The 23,684-nt window shown below is 64.6% G+C and carries 23 protein-coding genes and 1 tRNA gene; 16 read left to right on the top strand and 8 right to left on the bottom strand.

Features of this window, described 5'->3' with window-relative positions:
* The first annotated feature begins 77 nt into the window (after positions 1-77).
* Positions 78-299, top strand: a complete 222-nt coding sequence (locus tag JQ567_RS01450) for a DUF1674 domain-containing protein (protein WP_212437146.1) — start codon at positions 78-80, stop codon at positions 297-299.
* Positions 300-350: 51 nt separating this feature from the next.
* The gene (locus JQ567_RS01445; protein ID WP_212437145.1) at positions 351-935 is read left to right on the top strand and encodes a thermonuclease family protein; all 585 of its coding nucleotides are present in this window, start codon (positions 351-353) and stop codon (positions 933-935) included.
* A gap of 155 nt (positions 936-1,090) precedes the next feature.
* On the opposite strand, the gene JQ567_RS01440 is transcribed toward JQ567_RS01445, so the two are convergent.
* Entirely contained in the window at positions 1,091-1,603 is a 513-nt protein-coding gene (locus JQ567_RS01440) for a L,D-transpeptidase (RefSeq protein WP_212437144.1), read from the bottom strand.
* Positions 1,604-2,026: 423 nt separating this feature from the next.
* On the opposite strand from JQ567_RS01440, the gene JQ567_RS01435 reads away from it, so the two are divergent.
* The 3 genes from JQ567_RS01435 to JQ567_RS01425 are packed head-to-tail and all read left to right on the top strand — an operon-like array spanning position 2,027 to position 4,404.
* Entirely contained in the window at positions 2,027-2,860 is an 834-nt protein-coding gene (locus JQ567_RS01435; protein WP_212437143.1) for a DUF6600 domain-containing protein, read from the top strand.
* A 12-nt stretch (positions 2,861-2,872) separates the two neighbouring features.
* Positions 2,873-3,544, top strand: coding sequence for a DUF6600 domain-containing protein (locus JQ567_RS01430; protein ID WP_212437142.1), 672 nt, complete (start codon positions 2,873-2,875; stop codon positions 3,542-3,544).
* 2 nt (positions 3,545-3,546) lie between these two features.
* The gene (locus JQ567_RS01425) at positions 3,547-4,404 is read left to right on the top strand and encodes a hypothetical protein (RefSeq protein WP_212437141.1); all 858 of its coding nucleotides are present in this window, start codon (positions 3,547-3,549) and stop codon (positions 4,402-4,404) included.
* Between the two features lie 219 nt (positions 4,405-4,623).
* Here the strand turns inward: JQ567_RS01425 and acs are convergent, their stop codons facing one another.
* Positions 4,624-6,576, bottom strand: coding sequence for an acetate--CoA ligase (acs, locus tag JQ567_RS01420; protein WP_212437140.1), 1,953 nt, complete (start codon positions 6,574-6,576; stop codon positions 4,624-4,626).
* A gap of 372 nt (positions 6,577-6,948) precedes the next feature.
* On the opposite strand from acs, the gene JQ567_RS01415 reads away from it, so the two are divergent.
* Complete coding sequence (locus JQ567_RS01415) at positions 6,949-8,130, top strand: DNA topoisomerase IB (protein ID WP_212437139.1); 1,182 nt, start codon at positions 6,949-6,951, stop codon at positions 8,128-8,130.
* A 114-nt stretch (positions 8,131-8,244) separates the two neighbouring features.
* Here the strand turns inward: JQ567_RS01415 and JQ567_RS01410 are convergent, their stop codons facing one another.
* From JQ567_RS01410 to tsaD, 4 genes are all read right to left on the bottom strand, one after another.
* Complete coding sequence (locus JQ567_RS01410; protein WP_212437138.1) at positions 8,245-9,576, bottom strand: diguanylate cyclase; 1,332 nt, start codon at positions 9,574-9,576, stop codon at positions 8,245-8,247.
* 274 nt (positions 9,577-9,850) lie between these two features.
* Entirely contained in the window at positions 9,851-10,264 is a 414-nt protein-coding gene (locus JQ567_RS01405; RefSeq protein ID WP_212210296.1) for an EVE domain-containing protein, read from the bottom strand.
* Positions 10,265-11,245, bottom strand: a complete 981-nt coding sequence (locus tag JQ567_RS01400; protein WP_212389471.1) for an NAD(P)H-dependent glycerol-3-phosphate dehydrogenase — start codon at positions 11,243-11,245, stop codon at positions 10,265-10,267.
* A gap of 2 nt (positions 11,246-11,247) precedes the next feature.
* A complete protein-coding gene (tsaD, locus tag JQ567_RS01395; protein ID WP_212437190.1) occupies positions 11,248-12,321 on the bottom strand; it encodes a tRNA (adenosine(37)-N6)-threonylcarbamoyltransferase complex transferase subunit TsaD in 1,074 nt (357 codons plus the stop codon).
* A 173-nt stretch (positions 12,322-12,494) separates the two neighbouring features.
* On the opposite strand from tsaD, the gene JQ567_RS01390 reads away from it, so the two are divergent.
* The 7 genes from JQ567_RS01390 to JQ567_RS01365 all read left to right on the top strand — a co-directional run bounded on the left by JQ567_RS01390 (position 12,495) and on the right by JQ567_RS01365 (position 18,203).
* Entirely contained in the window at positions 12,495-13,241 is a 747-nt protein-coding gene (locus tag JQ567_RS01390; protein WP_212437137.1) for a uroporphyrinogen-III synthase, read from the top strand.
* A 53-nt stretch (positions 13,242-13,294) separates the two neighbouring features.
* Positions 13,295-14,551 (top strand): COG4223 family protein, encoded by a 1,257-nt coding sequence (locus JQ567_RS01385; RefSeq protein WP_212437136.1) that lies wholly within the window; start codon positions 13,295-13,297, stop codon positions 14,549-14,551.
* A gap of 8 nt (positions 14,552-14,559) precedes the next feature.
* Positions 14,560-16,332, top strand: coding sequence for a heme biosynthesis protein HemY (locus tag JQ567_RS01380; protein WP_212437135.1), 1,773 nt, complete (start codon positions 14,560-14,562; stop codon positions 16,330-16,332).
* A gap of 95 nt (positions 16,333-16,427) precedes the next feature.
* Positions 16,428-16,503 (top strand) — tRNA-Thr (locus tag JQ567_RS01375).
* Positions 16,504-16,705: 202 nt separating this feature from the next.
* The gene (locus tag JQ567_RS38545; RefSeq protein WP_283813455.1) at positions 16,706-16,828 is read left to right on the top strand and encodes a hypothetical protein; all 123 of its coding nucleotides are present in this window, start codon (positions 16,706-16,708) and stop codon (positions 16,826-16,828) included.
* A 28-nt stretch (positions 16,829-16,856) separates the two neighbouring features.
* Entirely contained in the window at positions 16,857-17,597 is a 741-nt protein-coding gene (locus JQ567_RS01370; protein WP_212437134.1) for a hypothetical protein, read from the top strand.
* A 126-nt stretch (positions 17,598-17,723) separates the two neighbouring features.
* Entirely contained in the window at positions 17,724-18,203 is a 480-nt protein-coding gene (locus JQ567_RS01365) for a hypothetical protein (RefSeq protein WP_212437133.1), read from the top strand.
* An 87-nt stretch (positions 18,204-18,290) separates the two neighbouring features.
* On the opposite strand, the gene JQ567_RS01360 is transcribed toward JQ567_RS01365, so the two are convergent.
* On the bottom strand, positions 18,291-19,307 hold the full coding sequence (locus JQ567_RS01360; RefSeq protein ID WP_212437132.1) for a polysaccharide deacetylase family protein: 1,017 nt from the start codon (positions 19,305-19,307) through the stop codon (positions 18,291-18,293).
* Between the two features lie 210 nt (positions 19,308-19,517).
* Here JQ567_RS01360 and JQ567_RS01355 point away from each other — a divergent pair, with 210 nt between their 5' ends.
* Positions 19,518-19,796, top strand: a complete 279-nt coding sequence (locus tag JQ567_RS01355; RefSeq protein WP_212437131.1) for a hypothetical protein — start codon at positions 19,518-19,520, stop codon at positions 19,794-19,796.
* Positions 19,797-19,981: 185 nt separating this feature from the next.
* A complete protein-coding gene (locus JQ567_RS01350) occupies positions 19,982-20,197 on the top strand; it encodes a hypothetical protein (protein ID WP_212437130.1) in 216 nt (71 codons plus the stop codon).
* Between the two features lie 126 nt (positions 20,198-20,323).
* Here the strand turns inward: JQ567_RS01350 and JQ567_RS01345 are convergent, their stop codons facing one another.
* The gene (locus JQ567_RS01345; RefSeq protein WP_212437129.1) at positions 20,324-22,012 is read right to left on the bottom strand and encodes an MFS transporter; all 1,689 of its coding nucleotides are present in this window, start codon (positions 22,010-22,012) and stop codon (positions 20,324-20,326) included.
* A 149-nt stretch (positions 22,013-22,161) separates the two neighbouring features.
* Here JQ567_RS01345 and JQ567_RS01340 point away from each other — a divergent pair, with 149 nt between their 5' ends.
* Positions 22,162-23,535 carry a hydrolase gene (locus JQ567_RS01340; protein WP_212437128.1) on the top strand — a complete coding sequence of 458 codons (1,374 nt, stop codon included), beginning with the start codon at positions 22,162-22,164 and terminating at the stop codon, positions 23,533-23,535.
* Positions 23,536-23,684: the final 149 nt, after the last annotated feature.

Here is a 23,684-nt window from a genome sequence, read left to right as displayed (position 1 = left end):
CGATTGTGATGCCGGCATTGCGTTCATCGGTTTTCTGATGAGATGGGCCTGAGGAAAGTTTTGCCGGAAATTTTGCCATGACCGACGATCCCCCATCACCGTCTGCAGCGCTTCCCGGCGCGGCCCGCAAGCCGCTGACGCCGGCCGCCCAGCGTGCGCTCGCCGAGGCCGAAGCGCGCCGGAAAGCCGCTGAGGCCAACGCCGCTCAACCGGCACAAAAGGAATTGCAGGGTCCGAAGGGGCCCGAACCCACCCGTTACGGCGACTGGGAGCGCAAAGGCATCGCCTCGGACTTCTGAGGCGATTTGGTAACTTGCCGGAATACCGCGACTCAGCCAGATTCTGGGAATATGTCCCCATACGAGAGAATAAATACTTACAGGGTGCCTCGCAGTCCCTGGCGACGCCGGTTCTCGGCGGCGTTGCCCTGGGTGTTCGTGATCGCCGTCGCCGCGGGGACGATGCTGCCTTTGCGGCATTGGGTGCATTGGCCGTTTCCGCATACGGCTGACAGCCAGGCCGCGCGCGATGCCGAGATGATCTGGAGAAGCGCCGGCAGTCCCGATGTGCGTCACGCCGTCGACGTGATCCGGACCGTCGACGGCGACACGTTCGAGGCGCGGGTGCATTTGTCTGCCGGCCTTGCGCTGAACACGCGGGTCCGCCTGCGCGGCATCGATGCGCCGGAGTTGAAGGCGTCCTGTCCGCAGGAATTGCAGATGGCGGAAGCCGCGAGCGACGCGTTGCGCGGCCTGCTCCGCGAAGGCGCGGTCACGATCTCAAATATCGGGCCAGACAAATATAGCGGCCGGGTCGTGGCCGACGTGGCGACCAAGAAGACCACCAGCGTTTCGGCCGCGCTGCTCGCGGCCGGCCATGCGCGCAGCTACAGCGGCGGCCACCGCAACGGCTGGTGCGCGAACGTGGGCAAGTAAAAGAAAAAGCCGCGCTGTTGCGCGGCTGATTTATCCCGTTTGTCATTCCGGGGCGCGAGCGAAGCGAGTGAACCATGATGCGCAATTGCGCATCTGAGAATCTCGAGATTCCGGGTCTGGTCCTTCGGACCATCCCGGAATGACGAGGGCTGTCGTTAGCGCGTCACCGTCACCTGCGTGCCGACCGAAACGCGCTGGTACAAATCGGTGATGTCAGCGTTGAGCATGCGGATGCAGCCATAAGAGACAAAACCGCCGACCGAGCCCGGCGCGTTGGTGCCGTGGATGGCGTATTCGCCGCCGGCGAGCGTCATTGCCGCGACGCCCATCGGGTTGCTCGGCGAGCCGCCGGGAATGACGTTGGGCATGTTCGGCTTGTCGCGCTTCACTTCGGCGGGCGGCGACCAGGCCGGGTTCTGATACTTGCCGTCGATGCGGGTGGTGCCTTCCCACTGCTTGCCGGCGCGGCCGACGCCGACCGGATAGCGCACGGCGCGGCCCTGATCGAGAATGAGATAAAGGCGGCGCTCGCTGGTCTTCACGACGATCGTACCCGGCGTGTAATCGCCGCGGACGCCGACGATCTCCGGCCGCGCTTCTGCCGGCGATGACATCAAAATGCCCGCACCGATGGTGGCGGCCAGCGCCACCGCAATCCTCATCGACATCAATTTCTCCCGCCCACTCGCCCCCGTCAGGGGGTCCTCAAATGCCAACGCAAACCTATCAGAAATAGGGGTTTGCCGTCTCACCCACGCATTTTTAACCGCGTGTCTTAACCGGATGGTTTCCAAGCCGGCCGTGAGACCCGTTTCGATGGCGGAACCAAAGGAAATGTTCGAATTAAAGTAAATGACTTGAAAACAACACTTGTCAGGAAACGTCCCAGGGAGCGGTCGCCGCCCTGACGATTGCGTGAGCCGACCAGGTCCGGGCGGGGTACCCACGAATTGCCCAAATGCTCCGCCGCCGGTGTCGCCAGGTACCAGCCCCCGAACATGACGAAAAATTAAACCGGGAAACCCGAACGCGGCGTCGCGACGACGCGGCTACTGGCTGCGGCCCATTTCCGGGGCGCAGGAGTTCGGCTCATGCGAGCATTGGTTGAGATTATTTTGCTGCGCCGTGGCGTCCGCGCCGGCGGTGGTCGCCTCGCGGGAATGCTGGCCGCATTGCTGCTGGGCCTGTTCGCGCTTTCGGCAACCGCCGTGGCGCAACCCTCCTACGATGTCAGGGAGGACGTTCGCGACGAACCGGTGCAGGCCGAAGCCCGCGCGGTGCTGTCGCAGTATGGACGTTTCGTCCAGCACGCCCGCTTCGGCGAAGTGTGGGTGCCGACGGTCACGCCGCAAGGCTGGCATCCCTATCCGCCGTGCCAGTGGGTCAAGACCAAACAATATGGCTGGTACTACGACGACAAGACGCCGTGGGGCCAGATCGTGCATCACTATGGCCGCTGGTTCTGGGATCAGCAGATCGGCTGGGCCTGGGATCCCGGTTCTCAATTCAGCCCCGGATGGGTGGTGTGGCGGTCCAGCCCCGAATGGACGGGCTGGGCGCCGATGCCGCCGGACCAGGCTTTCCAGAACATCTCGGCCGATCAGTTCAACAACAGCGATCAGTGGATTTTCGTCGAGACCGCGAAGTTCAACGCGGGTTGCGACGCGACGCAGACAGCGCCGGTCGAGCGCATCCCGGTGCTGCTGCGCCAGACCAAATGGATCACCACGCTCGAATTCGTCGACGGCATCGTCGTCATCGTGCTGCCGCCTTATCTGATCGGGCCGTTCGTCCATGTGCAGATCGGATTCGGTCCGTGGCCGGCGTGGTTCATGGTCCAGATGATGAAGAATTCCAATTTCGTGTGGCAGAAGACGTTGAACTTCAACGTCGCGCAAGCCTGCACGCCGTCGAACGCGAAGTGAGGAGCAATCATCATGACCATTGCTCGGAAAATCTCGATCAACACCAGGACGATGCTCACGGCGATGTTCGCCGCAGCGCTTGCCGTCCTCGTGTTCTCCGCATCGACGCCATCAGCTTTCGCGCAAGCGCCCGCGCAGGAATCTGCCCAAAATTCTGCGAACGTTGTGCCGCAGCAAAGCGCTGCGAAGATACAGGACGAATTCCGCGGCGTGCTCACGCAGTACGGCCGGTTTGTCCAGCACGCCAAATACGGAGAAGTGTGGATCCCCACGGTGACGCCGCAGGGATGGCGTCCGTATCCGCCCTGCAACTGGGTCAAGACCCGCAAATATGGCTGGTACTACGACGACAAGACGCCGTGGGGTGCGATCGTCCACCACTACGGACGTTGGGTGTCGGATGCGCAGATGGGGTGGATATGGACACCAGGTGCGGAGTTCAGCCCGGGTTGGGTTGTCTGGCGCACGTCGCCGGAATGGGTCGGCTGGGCGCCGATGCTGCCCGACCAAGACGTCCAGACGGTTTCCACCGTCGACTTCAACAGTGCCGCCTACTGGATTTTTGTCGAGACGCAGAAGTTTGCACAAGGCTGCAACGGCGCGGCGCCGCCGCAGCAGATCCCGGTGCTGCTGACGCAGACGACCTACGTCACCGACGTCAGGCTCGTGTATGGAATCACGTGATCGTGTTGCCGGGATACGTGGTCGGCCCGTGGATCGACCTCGACATCTTCTTCTCGCCGTGGCCGGCCTGGTTCCTGGCGCAGAATTTGATCGACTGGAATTTCATCTGGAACAACCTCGCCGTCATGAGCGCGGTGGCTCCGGACTGCCCGCCAGTGAGTCCAAAGCAGGGCGGCGGATACAAACCGTTGCCGGTCCACAACCCTGTGTCGCCGCTGCCGCCGCGTCCCGCCATGCCGATCGACAATGGTCCGCCGGTCGTCGTCGTGGTCCCACCGGTGTGCCCGCGCGGCACGGTCATGGATCATGGCGTCTGCCGGTTGCCGGACTACTGCCGCCCGGGAATGGTGCGGGTGGGCCATCTGTGCGTCTTCCCGACGAGGCCCGATCCGTTGCCGAAGCCGCCGGTGACCGAAAATCCCTGCGCCGGGCTCAGCGGCATTGCGCTGCGGCGCTGCCTCCACGCCCACCGGCCACATGACGGCGACGGCAAACCGCCGGTGACGGGTCCGGTTACGGGTACCGGCGACGGCCGGCCGGCCGGCAATCCACCGTCGTCGAACGGCGGTCATACCGGACACAACCCGGTTGGCGGCGCATCCGGGGCAGGCAAACCCGATGTGCGGATTCCGAGCGTGATCCGTCCCCACGGTTCGGGTGACAATGTGCGGATCAAGGAGCCGGTGCAGTTGCCGAGCCGGCTGCCGCCAACGACTTCAGCGCCGATGCGGCCGAATCCCAGTCCGGTGGTCATGGCGCCTAGCGGTGGCCTCAACAAGACGACCATCGGCTCTGCACCGCAGCCTGCGCCCCGGCCGCTGCCGACTACGTTGCCGGAGAGGAAGACGCTCGGACGGTGAGTGTGGCTCGACCGTAATGAAGTTACGTAGCAACCGCGAAGGTACTGCGCTCCCTCTCCCGCTTGCGGGGGAGGGCGGGGTGGGGGTCTATCCGCGAGTCATTGTGTGGAGAGAGCCCCCACCCGCATCGCATCTTCGATGCGATACGACCTCCCCCGCAAGCGGGAGAGGTGCAGCGAGCCTGCCGCCACAGCGCTCCAACTTGCCAGTCGCCGCGCGCTACGCCGGCGCGCCCTTCTTGTTCTGCCGGTTGTGGACGAGATCGTCGACCACGGCGGGATCGGCCAGGGTCGAGGTATCGCCGAGGCTCGACGGTTCGTCCTCGGCGATCTTGCGCAGGATGCGGCGCATGATCTTGCCGGAGCGTGTCTTCGGCAGGCCCGGGGCGAACTGGATCAAATCGGGCGAGGCGATCGGCCCGATGTCCTTGCGCACCCACGCCACCAGTTCCTTGCGCAGCGCTTCGGTCGGCTCCTTGCCGTTCATCAGCGTTACGTAGGCGTAGATGCCCTGGCCCTTGATGTCGTGGGGATAGCCGACCACGGCGGCTTCCGAGACCGCCTCATGCGCCACCAGCGAGCTTTCGACTTCGGCAGTGCCCATGCGATGGCCTGATACGTTGATGACGTCGTCGACGCGGCCGGTGATCCAGTAATAGCCGTCGGCGTCGCGGCGGCAGCCGTCGCCGGTGAAGTACTTGTTCTTGTAGGTCGAGAAATAGGTCTGCTCGTAACGGGCGTGGTCGCCATAGACCGTGCGCATCTGGCCCGGCCAGGACTTGGCGATGCAGAGATTGCCGGAGGTTTCGCCGTCCAGCACCTTGCCGTCGGCATCGACGATCTCGGGCACCACGCCGAAGAACGGCCGCGTTGCCGATCCGGGTTTGAGTTTTGTCGCGCCCGGCAGCGGCGTGATCAAAATGCCGCCGGTCTCGGTCTGCCACCAGGTGTCGACGATCGGGCAACGCTCGTCGCCGACCACGCGGTGATACCATTCCCAGGCTTCCGGATTGATGGGTTCGCCGACCGAGCCGAGCAAACGCAGACTCTTGCGCGAGGTTTTCTTCACCGGCTCGTCGCCGCCCTGCATCAGCGCGCGGATCGCAGTCGGCGCGGTGTAGAAGATGTTGACCTTGTGCTTGTCGATGACGTTCCAGAACCGCGAATTGTCCGGATAGTTCGGCACGCCTTCGAACATCAGCGTGGTCGCGCCGTTCGCCAGCGGTCCATAGAGGATGTAGCTGTGGCCGGTGACCCAGCCGACGTCGGCGGTGCACCAGTAGATGTCGCCGTCGTGATAGTCGAACACGTATTGATGCGTCATCGACGCGAAGACGAGATAGCCGCCCGAAGTGTGCAGCACGCCCTTGGGCTGGCCGGTGGAGCCGGACGTATACAGGATGAACAGCGGATCTTCCGCGTGCATCGGCTCGCACGGGCATTCCGTCGTCACCATTTTGGCGGCGTCGTGATACCAGAAGTCGCGGGTCGGGTTCATGTCGACTGCGCCGCCGGTGCGCTTGACGACGACGACCCAGTCGACGCCGCCGCTCTTGGCAATCGCGGCGTCGACATTGGCCTTCAACGGCACCTTCTTGCCGCCGCGCAGGCCTTCGTCGGCGGTGATGACGATCTTGGACTGGCAATCGGTGATGCGCTGGGCGAGGCTCTCAGGCGAGAAACCGCCGAACACCACCGAATGAATGGCGCCGATCCGCGCGCAGGCCAGCATCGCATACGCCGCTTCCGGGATCATCGGCAGGTAGATGGTGACGCGGTCGCCCTTCTTGACGTTCCTGGTGCGCAGGATGTTGGCCATCTTGCAGACTTCGTCGTGCAGCTGGCGGTAGGTGATGTGTTTGGACTCATTGGGATCGTCGCCCTCCCAGATGATCGCGGTCTGGTCGCCGCGCTTGTCGAGGTGGCGGTCGATGCAGTTCCAGGCGACGTTCAGGACGCCGTCCTCGAACCATTTGATCGAAATATTGCCGGGAGCGAAGGAGGCGTTCTCGACCTTGTGGAACGGCTTGATCCAGCCGATCCGCTTGCCCTGTTCGGCCCAGAAGGCATTGGGGTCGGCGACCGAGCTCGCATACATCTCGCGATACTTGGCGTCGTCGACGAAAGCGCGCTTCGACCAGTCTGCCGACACGTCGTAAATCTTCTCGGACATTTTCCCCTCCGCTGATTGCGAGCCCTACCCGTAAGCGGTCGCAAGCCGTCTTGATTATTACGATGATTAGGCGTCGCAGGGGGCCCGGACAAGGCGGAAACATCTGCGACCTTGGTCGGTTCCCGCGCTCCCGCGGTGCCCTGCCAGCCCCGTCCGGCCATCACTTTCGCGTTTTGGTGCGACCCAAAATCAACGTTATCGCGCGAATGGCTCCCATGACCGGTATCTAATAACCGGTAATCCCGGAATCGGGACTCGCAAAGGGGTTCGTTACCCCCTAAATGGCGTTTCCGGGGTGACAGGGCCCCGCCGGAACCAAGCCGTAGCAAGCGGCATTACCGGACGAACAGGCGGAGCAGGACAACGACGGTCATGATGGATCAGGTGAATTTCGAGGCTACGCGGCCCAATTCCGCTGATCCTGCCGTCGCTTTGGCAGAAGCGCTTGGCCAATTGCCGAAAGCGCCGCTGAAGGCGCCCGCCAAAATCCCCTCGCCGAAGGAAAAGCTCGCGAAACATGAGCCGAAGATTTCGGTCGAATCGCTGGCGCAGGAACTCGGCCTCAAGCTCGGCGACCAGAACGAGCTGACCATCCGCCGCATCAAGCGTGGCAAGGCCTATTCATTTGTTCGCGCCAACGGCACGGCGATTCGCCACGCCGGCACCATCCGGCGCCTGAATTCGATGGCGGTGCCGCCGGCCTATCAGCAGGTGCGTTATTCGCCCGATCCGACCTCGCATCTGCAGGCGGTCGGCGTCGATGCCGCCGGCCGCCTGCAATACCGCTACCACGCCGATTGGGAAAAGGTCCGCGAGCAGCGCAAGGCCCATCGCCTGGCGCGCCTGGTCGCGGCCTTGCCGAAGATCCGCCGCAACGTCTCGATGCATCTGTCCGGCGACGAGCCGACCCGCGAGTTCGCGCTCTCGGCGGTGATCGAACTGATCGCGCGCACCGCGATCCGGCCGGGCAATGAATCCTACGCGCGATTGAACGGCACCCGCGGCGCCACGACGCTGCTGAAGTCCAACGTCTCGCTGGAAGACGACAGCTTCGTCCTGACTTTCAAGGCCAAGGGCGGCAAGGCCGTGCGCAAGGAATGCGACGCGGCCAAGCTCGTGCGCGCGATCGGCATCCTGCGCGGCGTGCCGGGCAAGCGCATGTTCCAGTATCGCGACAATTCCGGCACCGTGCGTACCGTCTCGACCACGACGGTGAACGGGTTCCTGCGCGAGATCGCCGGCATCAAGATTTCGCTGAAGGATTTCCGCACCCTGATGGCGTCGGCCGTGGTGCTGGAATCGCTGTCGCGGATTTCACCGGCGGCCAGCGCCCGTGGCCGCAAGAAGCAGGTGCTGGAGGCGGTTCGGGCTGCTGCCGACGAGTTGTCGAATACGCCGGCGATCTGCCGCAAGAGCTACGTCCACGACACCATCGTCACCGCCTTCGAGGACGGCATCCTCGAACGCTTCGCGGCGACGATGAAGGGCTACCGCTCGCAGTCGAAGCGCGAAGCGCTGCTGGCGCAAGTGGTGACGGCCGCCGCGGCGGCGTAGTCGCCGGCTGCCGTAGGGTGGGCAAAGGCGCCTATGCGCCGTGCCCACCATCTAATCCAATCGTTGCAACTGAATGGTGGGCACGCTTCGCTTTGCCCACCCTACGATCGCCTCTTATCGAACGTGAATCTTCTGCGCCGGCTGTCCGTTGACGAGCGGTGCGTCGCGCACATCCTCCGCGGCAGCATGCGCATTCGACAAAAACACAATATTCCTGCCGCCGCGCTTGGCGTCGTAGAGGGCGTCGTCAGCCCATTTGGCGACCATCTCCGGTGCGGCGTTTTCCTGCGCGAACGCAACGCCGAGGCTGATCGTCACCACGCTGGCAGAATCGTTTGCAGGATGAATTCCGGGATTGACGATGCCGAGCGCCTCCACCGCGCTGCGGATGCGTTGCGCGATGGTCCAGGCCAGATCGGGCGTAGCATGCGCGAGAACGACGAGGAATTCCTCGCCGCCATAGCGGAACACCGCATCCAGGCCCAACCGGACCGATTCCTCGATCGTATCTGCCACCCGCCTGATGCAGGCGTCGCCAGCGGCGTGGCCGGCGGTATCGTTCAGATGTTTGAACAAGTCGATATCGGCCATGATGAACGCGATACTGGCTTTCGGAACCGTCGGGTCGCGCCAGAGCCGATCGATCAGATCGGTCGCCGAACGGCGGTTGCCGAGGCCGGTGAGCGGATCGCGCGTCGCCAGTATTTCCAATTGATGGTTGGCGCGCCTCAGGGCGTCGCTGCGATACTGGTTGCGCAAGGACAGCAGGAAGGCTTTTTGCCCAAGGATCGATTGTGTCTTGCGCGCGATCGTCGCCGCATAGATTCCCATCGCATAAAAGATCGACGTCCCGACCGCCTCCTTGAGTTCGGTCGCTGGATTGAAGATCTCAAAGCCAAAGAAGATCGCGGTGGAGCAGATCATCAGGGCCAGCGTCCAGATATAGTCGACGCTGAACACCACGATCGCGATCGTGTTCACGTACATGATGCAGATCAGGAAGCGCTCATAATTGCTGCCACCGGCCGCGACGGCGATGACGCCGTACGCCATCATGACGCTGGTCATCAAGAGCAGCAGCGACAGGCCTTCGACCGCGGCGCTGCGGGGCTTGCGCCAGACCAGATAGGCGCAGGCGTGCAGCGCCGGAACCAGCAATCCGCTGATGGCGGTGGTGAGGATGAGGAAATCGGGAGCGAGAAGGTAACTGAGCGGCACAAAGGCCACGCTGATGGCGGCGACCCAGACCATCCAGGCGCGCGCAATCTTGCTGCGTTGCGGCCAGTCCTTCTTGCGGTAGGCGCGGATCATTTCGGGAGAGAACTGGATGTCGCGCGTGCGCTGGGACAGCAGCCGCTCGGTCTCGGCTTCGAGCGCCGGCGTCACGAGCACGTCCGCCGCGTCGTCGAGCGGCGTCGCGTTCAGGCTGCTGGAACCCGATCTCAAGGCGTATCTCTCCCGCTGGCGTGCTTGCCGCACGTCGCGGAGTTAGCGCCCGAAATGCTAAATTTCTCCTGCAAAAGGAATCGGGGAGTACTACGGGATAAGGAATGGTTAAGGTCCCGGGACGCGGTGCTATATTACCTTCCAGCAGGGATCCCGATACTTTGCATGGGGTTGTTTTCGCGATTTTGTGTCTGACCCGCTGGATACCGCCGCTGGCGCGTCGAAGACCGGCGTGAACGCGCTGACCGCCACGCTGTGCGGCAAACGCGAGGCCCTACAATCCGCCCATCTTGCAGACCATCTTCCATTCGTCCGCGGTGACCGGCTGGACCGACAGCCGCGAATATTTCACCAGCGCCATCGCGGCGAGTTTCTTGTCGGCCTTGATCGCGGCCATCGTCACCGGGGTCTTCAGCGGCTTGTCGGCCTTGATGTCGACGCAGACGAACTTTCCGGTCTTGTCGGTCGGATCGGGATAGGCTTCCTTGATAATCTCCGCGATGCCGACGATCTCCTTGCCCTCGTTGGAGTGGTAGAAGAAGGCCCGGTCGCCTTTTTTCATCGCCACGAGATTCTGCCGCGCGGTGAAATTGCGCACGCCGGTCCAGGCTTCGCCCTTGGCGCCTTTCGCAACCTGCATATCCCACGACCACACCGAGGGCTCGGACTTCACCAGCCAGTACGCCATCTATTCCTCCGCCTTGAACGGCCGCGTCAGCAGGCCTTCGATCGCGGCATCGATCGTCACCTTGCCGGCCAGGATCGCCGCGACCGCATTTGATACCGGCATGTCGACATTTTGCGAAGCCGCCAGCTCGATCAGCACGGGCGCGGTGAATGCGCCCTCCGCAAGCTTGTCGCGCGCCGGTTGCTCGCCGCGTCCGAGCGCGATGCCGAGCGCGAAATTGCGCGATTGCAGGCTGGAGCAGCTCAGGATCAGATCGCCCAATCCGGAAAGCCCCGCCAGGGTTTCGGCGCGCGCGCCGCAGGCGCGACCGAGCCGTGCCAGTTCGCTGAAGCCGCGCGTGGTCAAGGCAGCCAGCGCCGAGGCGCCGAGCTTGCGTCCTTCAACGATGCCGGCCGCGATTGCCAGCACGTTCTTCGCCGCCCCGCCGATCTCGACGCCGCGGATATCCGTGGTGTGATAGGGCCGGAAGGTGGATGAGCCGAGCGCCTGCACCAGCGCGCTTGCCAGTGCTTCGTCCTTTGCCGCCAGCGTCACGGCGGTCGGAAGTCCGCGCGCCACATCGTCGGCGAAGCTCGGTCCCGACAGGATCGCAGGTATCGCGTCGGGGGCGGCTTCCGCGATCACTTCGGTCATGAATTTATGCGTGCCGCGCTCGATGCCCTTGGCGGTGGCGATAACCGGCGTCGCCTTCTTCAGATGCGGGGCCAGCGCCAGGGCCGCTTCACGCAAATTCTGCGCGGGCGTTGCGATCAGGATAATGTGGGCGCCGGCCGCGGCCGCGATGCGGTTGGTAATTTCGATGCGCTGGTCCAGGCGCATGCCCGGCAGCCGCGGATTGGCATGCGCCATCTTCATTTGCGCGGCGTTTTCGGCGTTGCGTGCATAGAGGATGACATCGCGGCCCGCGCGCGCCGCGACGGCCGCAAGCGCCGTGCCCCAGGCGCCAGCGCCGATCACCGCGACGGTGTTCTCAGACGGCATCTTTAAAATCCCGCCCTGGTGTTGGCGTAGCCCGCCGGTGCGGCGGCATTGGCATCGAGCAGCCAGCGCGCGCGCGGCGGCGCATCCATCGTATCGGTCAGCCCGAGCGCCATCCGCTCGGCGCCGGCCCAGGCGATCATCGCGCCGTTATCGGTGCAGAGCGCCGGCGGCGGAATGATCAGCGTGGTCTGCGCTTTCGCCGCCACATCCTGCAGGGCGTCGCGGATCGCGTGATTGGCGGCGACGCCGCCGGCCGCGACCAGGGCGCGCGGTGGACCGAACTGCTCGTGGAACAGCCGCAGGCCGACGCTCAATCGATCGGCGGTGGATTCCAGCACCGCGGCCTGGAAACTGGCGCAGAGATCGCTGACATCCTGCGGCTCCAACGGCATCATCCGGCTGGCTTCGTTGCGCACGGCGGTCTTCAGTCCCGACAGCGAGAAATTCGCATCCGGCCGCCCGAGCATCGGGCGCGGAAACGCAAATCGCTTTGGATCGCCGCCGGCGGCCGCGCGCTCTACCTCTGGCCCGCCGGGATAGGGCAGCGACAGCATCTTTGCGACCTTGTCGAAGGCTTCGCCCATGGCGTCGTCGACGGTGGTGCCGAGCCGGACATATTTGCCGACGCCGACCACCGCGACGATCTGGGTGTGACCGCCCGAGGCAAGGAACAGGCAATAGGGAAACGCCAGCGCGCAAGTCAGCCGCGGCGTCAGCGCGTGGGCCTCGAGATGGTTGACCGCGATCAGCGGCGTGTCGTGCACCATCGCGATCGCCTTTGCGGTGGTGAGGCCGACGATCACCCCGCCGATCAGGCCGGGCCCCGCGGCGGCCGCGACCGCCGACAATTGCGTGTAGCCGATTCCGGCCTCTTTCATCGCGCTATCGACAATGCCGTCGAGCAGATCGACATGGGCGCGCGCCGCGATTTCCGGCACCACGCCGCCGAAGCGGGCGTGCTCCTCGGTCTGCGAGCGCACGATATTGGACAGGATCCGGCCGCTGCCGTCGCTCGCCCGCTCGATCACCGCCGCCGCGGTCTCGTCGCAGGTGGTCTCGATACCCAGCACCAGCATCGGCGTGTCGTTATCCAATTTGATCCCTTGCGCGTCAGGTCAAAACAACGCTTCCGTAACCCGGTAGCATTACGAGGTCTCTAGGTGCAATCGCCGGCTAAAGCCGAAATCTTTGCGCCAAGGCTTTTTCTTGCGCCAAGGGTTGCGCCAAGACATTTTTGGAGATCTGAGGCATGGCCGTTCTCGTCACGCGCCCGCATCCGGACGATGAGGCCACCGCCACAGCCCTTCGCGCCAGGGGGTTTGAAGTGCTCCGGGCGCCGATGCTGCGATTTGAGGCGGTGCCGTTCCATGACGATGCCGTTGCCCGTTACGGCGCCATCATCGTCACGTCAGCCAATGCGCTGCGCGCCATCGCGCCGCATCTGGCCGATAGCCGGCTGTTGAAATTGCCGCTGTTCGCGGTCGGCGAACACACCGCCTCGGCTGCCCGCGACGCTGGTTTCAGCGAGGTGATTGCGGCCAGGGGCGACGCCGGTGCGCTGCGCGATCTGGTGCTGGGAGCTGTGAAATCGAAGCAACTCAAGAAAGCCAGCACGCTGCTCTATCTGGCCGGCGCCGATCTCGCGCGCGATCTCGCGGGCGAATTGGGCGAGAAGGGGTTTACCGTCGTGACGCACACGACCTACCGGATGATTCCGGCGTCCAGCCTGCCGCAGGAAATATGTGACGCTTTCGTGGCGAACCAGGTCGAGGCGGTGTTGCACTATTCACGCCGCAGCGCGCGCGCCTTTTTGAACGCGGCGCGGTCGGGCGGCGTCGAAATATCGGCGCTGGCGCTGCCACAATGCTGCATTTCCGCTGCCGTTGCCGCCGTCTTGCGCGATGCCGGCGCGACGCAGGTCACGGCGGCCGCCCAGGCCGACGAAAATGCCTTGTTCGAGGCTTTGAGCCGTGCTTTGCGGACCCGATTGGCCTAACCCCGCCCGATTCTGATAGGTTCAGGGCAACTCACGCTAAGGGAACCGCTGCGATGGTCGACGACAGGCCCGAAAATCAGGGATCACTGCCCGAATCGGAGCGGCCTAAGCGCGAGCCGCCGACGATCGATCTCGAGGCGACCGAAGTGACCAGCGAGACCGCGAAAGCAGACGATGCAACGAGCGCGGATAACGCGGCGCCCGAGACCGCTGCGTCTGAGGCTGCGGCGGCCGACACCGAGACTGCAACCGCGGCGGCTGCGGCGGAACCGGCGCCGCAACCGGTGCCCGCGCCGGCACCGGTCTCGCCCTGGATCGTTGCACCCGTCTCCGGCGCGGTGGCGGCCGCGCTCGTGATCGGCGTCGGCTGGATGCTGGGCTGGCCCGCCGTTCAGCCGGCGGCAGCGCCTCCCGCCCCGCAACTCAATGCCGCGATCGACAATCTCACTGGGCGTATCGCGGGCCTCGAAACCAAAACCAGCAAGCCCGCCGCGCCGGTGGCCGATCCCGCTTCCCTGGCGCGGATTGATACGCTGGAAAAATCACTCACCGCGCTGCGCGGCGAACTCACAACCGCGCGCACGCAAAACGAAAAACTTGCTTCCGCGCTTAACGAGGTGAAATCCGCGCCGCGCGCCGACGGTCCTCCCGCAGCCGCACCTGATCTCTCCGGGATCAACGAACAGATCGCGAAGATCGAAAACGCCGTACGGGCGCAGGCTGCGGAGATCGCGCAGCAGGGCAGCAAGATCGCCGAAAAGCCGGTCGATCCGAAACCTGCCGACGATCAGCCGCTGCGCCGGGTGGTGGCGGCGGCCCTGCTCGATGTTCTCGTCCGAACCGGCGATCCCTATCCCGCGGCGCTGACCACGGCGAAGGCACTGGCGCCCAACGCCGACGCGCTGAAGCCGCTCGAGCCGTTCGCGGCCACTGGCGTGCCGAACGCCAGCAAGCTCTCGGGCGAATTGCTGACGCTGGTGCCGAAATTGTCGCCGGCGGTGCCGCAGGACACCGCCACGACCGGTTCGGGCATCGTCGAGCGGTTGCAGGCCGGCGCCGCCAAACTGGTCCGCATCGAACGCACCGATACCGCCGGCAGTGATCGCGGCGCGGTGGTGGCGCGGGCGACCGCGGCGGCGTTGCGCAACGATGCCAATGAAGCGCGGCGCGAATTGAAAACGCTGGCGCCGGCCGATCGCGCCCCGGCGCAAGCCTGGCTCGACAAGGCCGATGCGCGCGATGCCGCGCTGGCCGCCTCCCGTCAATTTGCGGCCGACGCCATGGCCGTGCTCGCCAAACCGGCGCAATAAGGAATCCGATGGTCCGGATCATTCTGTTTCTGCTGTTGATCGCGCTTGGTGCGGCCGGCGCGTCGTGGGTAGCCGAGCAGCCCGGCGATGTCGTGCTGTTGTCGGGCAATCTGAAAATATCGACCACGTTGCCGAGGTTCGTGGCGGGGCTCGGCATCGTCATCGTTGCGGCTGTCATGCTGTGGGCGATCCTGCGCGGATTGTGGCGCACGCCGGCGCGCCTGCGTCGCAACCGGCGCGAGAAGCGCCACGCCCGCGGCCGGCATGCGATCACGCAGGGATTGCTCGCGATCGGTCACGGCGATTCCACCGCCGCCCGCGCGCATGCCGAAGTCGCGCGGCGCCATGCGGCGCAGGATCCGCTGGCGCTGCTGCTGGAAGCGCAATCGGCGCAGCTCGATGGCGATCGCGAAGGCGCGCAGCGCGCCTTCCACGCCATGGCCGAGCGCGAGGATACGCGGCTACTCGGCCTGCGCGGCCTGTTCATCGAGGCGCAGCGCGCGGATGATCCGGTCGCGGCGGTGATGGTCGCCGAGGAAGCGCTGAAACTGTCGCCGTCATCGTCATGGGCGTCGCATGCCGTGCTCGGGTTCTGCTGCGCCAAGAGCGACTGGACCGGCGCGCTCCGCATTCTCGACAACAATCAATCCTCGGGACTGATCGACAAGGCGACCTATCGTCGTCACCGCGGCGTGTTGCTGACGGCGCGCGCGCTTGAACTGGAGAAGGTCGATCGCGACCTCGCGCGTCAGAGCGTGATGGAGGCGGTCAAGCTGGCGCCGACGCTGGTGCCGGCCGCGGTGCTCGCGAGCAAATTCGAAAGCGAGGCGCATCAGGTGCGGCGTTCGATGCGTCTGGTCGAAACCGCGTGGCTGGCGCAGCCGCATCCTGATCTGGCCGACGCCTATGCCCATGTGAAGCTCGGCGATTCCGCGCGCCAGCGGCTGGTGCGCGTCGAAACGCTGGCGGCGAAAGCGCCCGGCCATATCGAGGGCGCGCTTGCGATCGCGCGCGCCGCGATCGACGCCTCCGAATTCACGAAAGCGCGCGAAGCGCTGGCGCCGTTCATCACAGCGCCGACGCAGCGGGTGGCGCTGCTGATGGCGGAGATCGAGCGCACCGAACACGGCGACAGCGGCCGGGCGCGGGCGTGGACCTTGCGCGCGGTGCGCGCGCTGCACGATCCGGCCTGGACCGCGGATGGCTATGTCAGCGATCGCTGGCGGCCGGTCTCGCCGGTCACCGGCCGCCTCGACGCCTTCCAGTGGCAGACGCCGGTCGCGGCCTTGCCGTCCGACAAGGGCCCTGCCATCGAATCCTCGCCGTTCGAAGAGGCGATGCTGGCGACGCCGCGCCGCGCGGTCGTGCTCGAGCCGCCGGCTGCAGCCCCGGTCGAAAGCGAGCCGGCGGAACCGGTAGCGCCCGTCGCGCCGGAGCCTGTTGCCGCGCCCGCAGCTGCGGCTGCCCAGGACAACGCGCCGCCGGCCGCCAGCGTCGAACCGGAACCGGCCCCTGCCGCGGAGCCTGAGCCGTCACCCGCACCGGCGCCGTCGCCCGCCCAACCGGCGCCTGCCGTTGCCGCGCCGCTGTTTCGCGCCCGCCAGGACATTCCGAAGGCGGTTCCGGCGCCGATTCCGGCCGTGATTCCCATCGTCCGGGCGCCGGACGATCCGGGAATCGACGAAGACGGCCCTCCGGACGAATTCGCCCAGCAAATCGGCCCGCCCAAGGCCCAGGCCGGCGGCTGGCGGGGATTTTTGTCACGCTGGGGCGGGGAGTAGGCGCGGGGGCAAGCGTTTTTCTTGCCAAGGCGGGCGCTGCCCGATATCAGGTGGCACGCGTTTTCGGCCCAGTTGCCGAACGCTGCGTCTGGTCCGCCGCAATAGCTCAGTTGGTAGAGCACGTCATTCGTAATGACGGGGTCACAGGTTCGAGTCCTGTTTGCGGCACCAGTATTTCGTTGAAACCAAGACTGAGTAGGGCGCAAGCAATCGCCGCGGCAGCATTTCCCCTGCCTATGCTGCGCCGTTAACCCTCCATTAACCATGTCGGCGCACCCTTCGTCCGTCCCTTCTGGAAACGAGTGTGCGGCGAGAAGCCGTCTCCGCTGTCCCGGTGACGGCTTTTTGCCATTCCGAACCGTGGAGTAGAGCCATGTCTGAACCGGGCAAGGTGCAACTGGGGGTAAATTTGCTTTCCGCATTCACATCGACAATTGCCGTTGCCCTGGTCTTGGGCTTGCCAATGGCGGTTGCTATTATCTGGCTTTGCTCCTGATTTCTTCGCCTGGCCAGAGGGCAAGGCAGTGTTTGACTGGTGGAAATCGAAAAAGCCTTCGACGAAGTCCGCCGACCAGGAACGCGTCGGTGGATCGCACGCGATCCTTGAAGAAATACGCCGCCGCGTTCCGCGATACCTCGATGATGCCGATAACGGCAAACTGATCTATCCGGCCTGCAAGCGTGCGCTTTCGGATCTGGATGGCGACATCGGCTCGGTTTGGGATCACACCCGGCTCGAAGCGATGCGATATGTCACGATGGTGCCAAGCCCGCAATTCGAGTTGCTGACCGGTGCGGACCGCCAGATCGAGATGATGAACGCTTACTTGTTTCAGCGCCCTCACGACGAGACCGTGATCGATTTCACCGGAACTGCGACGACCGATTTTGCGATTGCTATTTTGGCCGGCCTCAATTGGTTGACACATTGCGCACAGTTGTCCGGCGTTCACCCCAGCAAGCAGTCCGGCACGATTCGTAATTTTCGAAGGATAGTCACGTTGGCGCACCAATGGTGGCTAACCGAGGGAGCCGGCGAACGTGCCAGCCAATTGCTTGATAATGGAGAGCAGCCACCGCTGATGTTCTATTTGATTTGGAACGACTATACGCAACTCGCAAAGCACGTCGCGGCAGCCACCGTGTTTGGATCGTCCGCCAACCGTGCAGCCAAGCTGGTTGCACTTCCCGCCGACCTCATTCCCCGTTTTGAGGCCGCTCAAGATCCCCTGGAACTGGCCGACGACGCAGCACGGCCCCGGTAGTGTTTTGCGGGCTCACTGGTTCGAATGCTGTCACCCCGCACGTCGCACGCCCTTGCGTGACCTATCTCACATAACGATCCGCGGTCCTTGCCTAGTTTTCCCGCCACCAAAAACGGGAGACACATCATGCGCAAAATCATTCTGATCGCAGGGTTCGTTTTGGCATCTGCCACCGCGCAAGGAGGGGATAACCGGAGCCTCTCGCTGGCCGGAAGCGGCCTGCAGACGACCGCGCCGGCACCTGCCGCCAAGGCAAACACAATTTCGCAGACCGCCGAAGCCCCGCGCGTGGCGGAAGTCCCGCAAGCAGCCGAAGCGCCAAAGGCGGACGCGCCGAAGACCGAGGCTCCGAAATATGTCGAGCGTCCGGCGATCGTCGAACCCAAGCCCGAACGCACCAGGGACGAGCCGCGATACAAGGACGAACCACGGTTTAAAGACGAACCGCGATATCGGGATGAGCCGAAATACAAGGACGAACCCCGATACACCGACTCGCGTCGGCCGTATGACGAAGGTCCGCGCTACGATAAGCCCCGGAAGAAGCGTTACTGGAACGAAGCGCGCATCATCAACGAACTGCGTCGGCACGGCATCTACTGGTAACCTTGGAAAAGAAGACGCGCCCCCGGATCAATCCGGGGGCGCGTTGCTGCTTGGGATGATTGCGTTGGCGGCGCTGCCGCTATCGCCTTAGTCCTGAGCCGTCTGCACCACGCTGGCGATCGGGCGGCTGGCGACGGTCGGGACCTTGAGGTCCTTGACCAGCATCGCGTCATACTCGGCCATCGTCTCGATCTGCACCTTGGCCTTCATCAGCACGACCTTGTAGCCACCGGCCTTGAGGCGGCGCAGCAGCGTCGGCAAGGCGGTCGCCGTGTGCTTCTGCAGATCGTGCATCAGGATGACGCCCTTGCCCTGCTTGTCGAGCTTGGTCATGACGTTCTGGATCACCTGATCGGGACCGCTCGATTTGAAGTCGTTGGAATCGACGTCGACCGAGAACATCGAGATGTTTCGCGTGCCGAGATAGGTCAGCGTGGGTTGGGTGTGTCCGAGCCCGGGGAAGCGGAAGAACGGCGCGGGTGCAGCGCCGATCGCCATCTTCACGGCGCTGAAGCCCTTCTCGATCTCTTCCTTGGCCTGCGCTTCCGTCATCTTCTTGCTGTCGAGATGCGCGTGCGACCAGGTGTGCGAGCCGACGGTGTGCCCGGCTACGTAAACCTGGCGGAGGATTTCCGGGTGATAGGTGGTGTGCTTGCCGACCGGGAAGAACACCGCCTTGGTGCATTCGTCCGCCAGCGCCTTCAGCACTGCAGGTGTGGTCGGCCACGGACCGTCGTCGAAGGTCAGCACGACCTCCTTCTCGGTCAGGAAGTCGAATTGCTTGTATTGCAGGAAGCCGAAGCCCGGTCCGCCCGTGGTGTCGATAATGACCGTGCGGCTGACGCCGAGCGCATCGGGATTGGCGCAAACCGGTTTTGCGGCCACCGGCGCTGCAGGTGCGGGCGGCGGGGCCGGCTTGGTGAGCGACGCCGTTACCTCGACGTCATCCTTCGGCTTGGCGGCGGCCGGCAACGGCTCGGCCTTGCGGGCGGCGACAGTTTGAGGGGCCGCATCAGCACGCGGCGAGGAGGTCCAGAACCAAACACCGGCGATCACAGCCGCCGAAACAACAGTGGCCAGCATCAGGCCTAACGCATTACGCATCGCTACACTTTCCACATAACGCAAGGGACACAACGCAACGGGCCATTAATGCCAATAAGGTCTTAACGCCTCCCCAACACGGCGCCGGGAGTTCAGGAAAATTAGGGGCTTATCTCTGTGTGATGAACGTCACAGCGGGAATGGTGGGCGGAGTGCACGGTCGGTCATCAACAACGGGCCCCGCATCCGCGGCGCCAATGGGAGCCGAAAATGACCGCTTTCTTCACCACCGTTCGCAACGTCAGCATTGCGCTGGCCGTTGCCGCCTCGCTTTCCGCTGTTACCTCGACCGCTGGCTATGCCTTCAGCGAAGAGGCGCGCTCGCAGTGTACAGGCGATGCCTTCCGCCTCTGCAGCTCCGAAATCCCGAACATTCCGAAGATCACCGCCTGCATGGTCAAGAATCGCGCCAACCTCTCCGGCGGTTGCCGCGCTGTGATGGACCGCGATTTCGCCGCGCAGAAGTCCAGCAAGGTCGCCGCGCAATAATCCCATTCCGCCTCGGCTCTCTAGAAAAGCGCTTGCGTCGATGCGACGCAGGCGTTTTTTGCGTTCGCCGGCCGCCGATTTCCCGCGCCAAACCGTTTTTGGCCGGACCAGGTCCGGGCTGGCTTTCGCCTGAAAACGCGATAGAAGGCGGGGATCGTTTATTGCTGTGTGTGAAGGCAACTAAGATGACCAGATTTCTTTTCATTATTCCGTTGGTTCTCATGACGTCGACGGCTTCGGCGCAGCAGCAGCCGGGCCATGACGCCTGCGCCCGCGACGTCTCGCGCTTCTGCCGCGCCCAGATGAATGACGGCGACATGGTCGTGCTGGCATGCCTGCAGCAGAACCGCGCCCGTATCAGCAAGGGCTGTCAGCAAACGCTGGCCAGCCACGGGCGGTAATTAATCTTTATCTCCGTCATTCCGGGATGCGCGAAGCGCAGACCCGGAATCTCGAGATTCCCCGATGCGCAATTGCGCATCTGAGGTTCGATGCTGCGCATCGCCCCGGAATGACAGCTGAGATATCTACGTACTACTCCCCGCCACGGTCGCGACCGGCAAGACCTCGTTGGCGGCGCGGTCGGGCGTATCTTCCTTCCAGCGCACCGATCCGAACGGCCGCTCCAGCATGCGGCGCACGCGGATCGGCTCGGGTCCGAGGTGGAAGTCGATCGCGCGCTGGTGCAACGCGCGTTCGGATTGCGTCGCGCGGTTGCGCTGGCGCAGATAATCCAGCCAGGTCGGGCAGTGATAGCGTTCGGTCCACAATTCGGGATCGGCGATGTCGCGCGCGATCGACCAGCCATAGGCGCCGTTGCGCTGGCGGCTCAGCTGCACTTCCTGCATCACATTGTGGAACAGCCGGGCGTTGTCCTGCGCCACGCGATATTCGATCTCGACCACCAGCGGTCCGCTGCGTCCGGTCAGTGACAGCCGCACTTCGGGATCGGCCAGCACCTCGGTGGCAGCCTCGTTGCGCGCGCCGACCGGCGGCATGCGCAGCCAGATGCCGAGGATTGGCGAAACCAGCATCAGGCCTGCGGAGACCAGCAATGCGGCCTCGACGCCGGCGTAGTCCGTCAGATGGCCCCAGCCCCAACTTCCGACCGCGATGCCGCCGGCGATCGCGGCCTGGAATGCCGCCAGCGAGCGGCCCGCGACCCAGCGCGGCGCCGACAGCTGCACGCCGATGTTGAACAGCGCGACGGCCAGCATCCACACGCCGCCGGCAAGCACGAGGGCCGCTGCGGTCAGCGCCGCGTTCTTGCTGAACGCCACCGCGGCAATCGCGCCGGCCATCGATATCGCGCAGGCGCGCACCGCGGCTTCGCCGCTCAGCCGCTTGCGCACTTCGGTGATGTTGAGCGCCCCGATAACGGCGCCCATGCCGAAGGCGCCCAACATGATGCCGTAGGTTTGCGCGCCGCCATGCAGCAGATCGCGCGCCACCAGCGGCATCAGCGCAGAGACCGAACCGCCGATCAGTCCGGTGACCAATGTTCGTATCAGCACGATGCGGATCGACGGCGAGTTGGCGATATAGCGCACGCCGGAGACCATCGCGCGGTTGAGGCGCTCGCGCGGCAGGCGCGACGGCTCGTGGGTGCGGTTCCACAGAAACAGCACGACCATCAGCGGCAGATAGAGCACCGCGTTGACCGCGAACGCTGCGACCGCACCCGCGGTCGCGACCACGATGCCGCCGACCGCCGGTCCAAAGCTTCGCGCGATGTTATAGCTGATGCCGTTGAGCGCGACGGCCTGCGGCAGCGTTTCCGCCGGCACCTGCTCGCTGACCGAGGCCTGCCAGGCCGGCCCGAACAACGCCATCCCGCAGCCGACGATGAAGCACAGCGCCAGCAGCACATTCGGGGTGACGAGGTTGAACCACGCCAGCACGGTCAGCGCGGTGGCGCCGACCAGTGCGATCGACAGCGAGACCAGCGCCACGACGCGCCGGTCGTGCATGTCGGCGATGGCGCCGGCCGGCATCGAGATCAGCATGATGGGGAGCATCAGGGCGGTTTGCACCAATGCGACCTTGTCGGCCGAGGACGTCATCTGCGTCATCGCCCAGGCCGCGCCGACGCCCTGGATCAACAGGCCGAGGTTGGACACCAGGCTGGCGAGCCAGATCCGCCGGAACACCGCGTGCCGCAGCGGCGCTGCGATGCTGTCGGCGGCAAAACGCGAGCGCTTCGCCTGGTCGGTCATGGTCCGTTCCGCCTGTCCCCTGTCACCGGTTTGATTCCATTTGATTTTAAAGTGATGCCTGCGAAAACCCTGCCCTGTCCAGTAGTTACACCGCCCTCGGTGGTGCTAGGACACAGCTAAAGTACTGAAAAGTAACGGAAGGTCACAAAATGAGCCTATCGCGGCGATCGATCCTGAAAAGCGCCGGCGCGCTATCCTTGCTGGGCGGCCCCTTCGGATTTCAGGTGTTGGCACAGGCTGCGCCGGCTGTGCCTGCCGCCGCCGAGATTCCGCCGATCCTGTTCGTGCATGGCAATGGCGATCATGCGGCGCTCTGGATCACCACGCTGTGGCGGATGGAGTCGAACGGCGTGCCGCACGAGCGGATGTTCGCGATCAATTTCACCGATCCCCTGGCGCGCAGCGACGACAAGGTGGAGCAGCCGAACCGTTCGTCGACCGAAGACCAGCGCCGCGAACTCGCCGAGGCCATCAAGGAACTGAAGCGTCGCACCGGTGCGCCGCGCGTCGCGCTGGTCGGCAATTCGCGCGGCGGCAATTCGATCCGCAATTATGTCAAGAACGGCGGCGGCGGCGATGTCAGCCATGCCGTGCTGTGCGGCGTTCCCAACCACGGCGTCTATGACTGGGACGACGGCCTCGGCGGCGAGTTCAACGGCCGCGGGCCCTTTCTGCGCGGCCTGAACGAGGGCGAAAACGAAGTCACGGCGGGCACGGCGTTTCTGACGCTGCGCAGCGACGGCATCGACAAATTCGCGCAAGCCGACGGCCGCTTCGTCGGCAAGCCGGGCACGCCAACCGGCGTGACCACAGAAGGTCCGGCGCTGAAGGGTGCAACCAATCTGGCGCTCGGGGCAATCGATCATCGCGAGACCGCGTACCATCCGCGCGCGTTCCGCGAGATCTACAAATTCATTGCCGGCCGCGAACCGTCGCGTCTCGACATCGTGCCGGAAGCGCAGGTCAAGCTGAGCGGGCTGGTGACGGGCACGCCGACCGGCGTTCAGACCAACCGTCCGGTGTCCGGCGCATCGGTCGATGTCTATCGCGTCTCCGCCGAGACCGGCGAACGCAATGGCGGGCCGATTCATTCTTCGCAGACCGGCGCCGATGGCCGCTGGGGTCCGGCGCAGGTCGACCCCAGCTGGTATCTCGAAATCGTGCTGACCTCGCCGCACGCGACCACGACGCATTTTTACCGCTCGCCATTCCCGCGCTCCTCCGACATCCTGCATTTGCGGGCCGCCCGGCCGCTCGGGTCTGCCGATTCCGGTGCCGGCGCTGTCGTGCTGATGTCGCGGCCGCGGGGCTATTTCGGCCTGCCGCGCGACGTGGTGCTGTTCGACGGCAAGGAGCCCAAGGACGTGAAACCGGGCGTGCCGACCGATTCGGTCACCACCTTGCGGCTTCCGGCCGAGGAGGCTGGCCGCGCCGTGGTGGCGCTGTTCAACCAGGAGCGAATTGTGGCGCGGGCCTGGCCGGCAGCGGAAAACCGGATTGCGGTAGCTGAGCTGACTTATTAGCTGTTTTCTCGACTATTACCGGTGCCGGCGCCTTTGTCATGCCGGGATCGGAGACATAGATAGATCTTGGATAGATTTTGGCCCGCATGAGCGCAGCGATATGCGGGGCTTTGGCACCATCCCGGATATCGCTTCGCTCATCCGGGCTA

The sequence above is a fragment of the Bradyrhizobium sp. AUGA SZCCT0431 genome (genome assembly GCF_018131065.1).
GTDB lineage: Bacteria > Pseudomonadota > Alphaproteobacteria > Rhizobiales > Xanthobacteraceae > Bradyrhizobium.
Note: the sequence above shows the minus strand (reverse complement) of the source record. Positions and strands in the feature narration are given on the sequence as shown.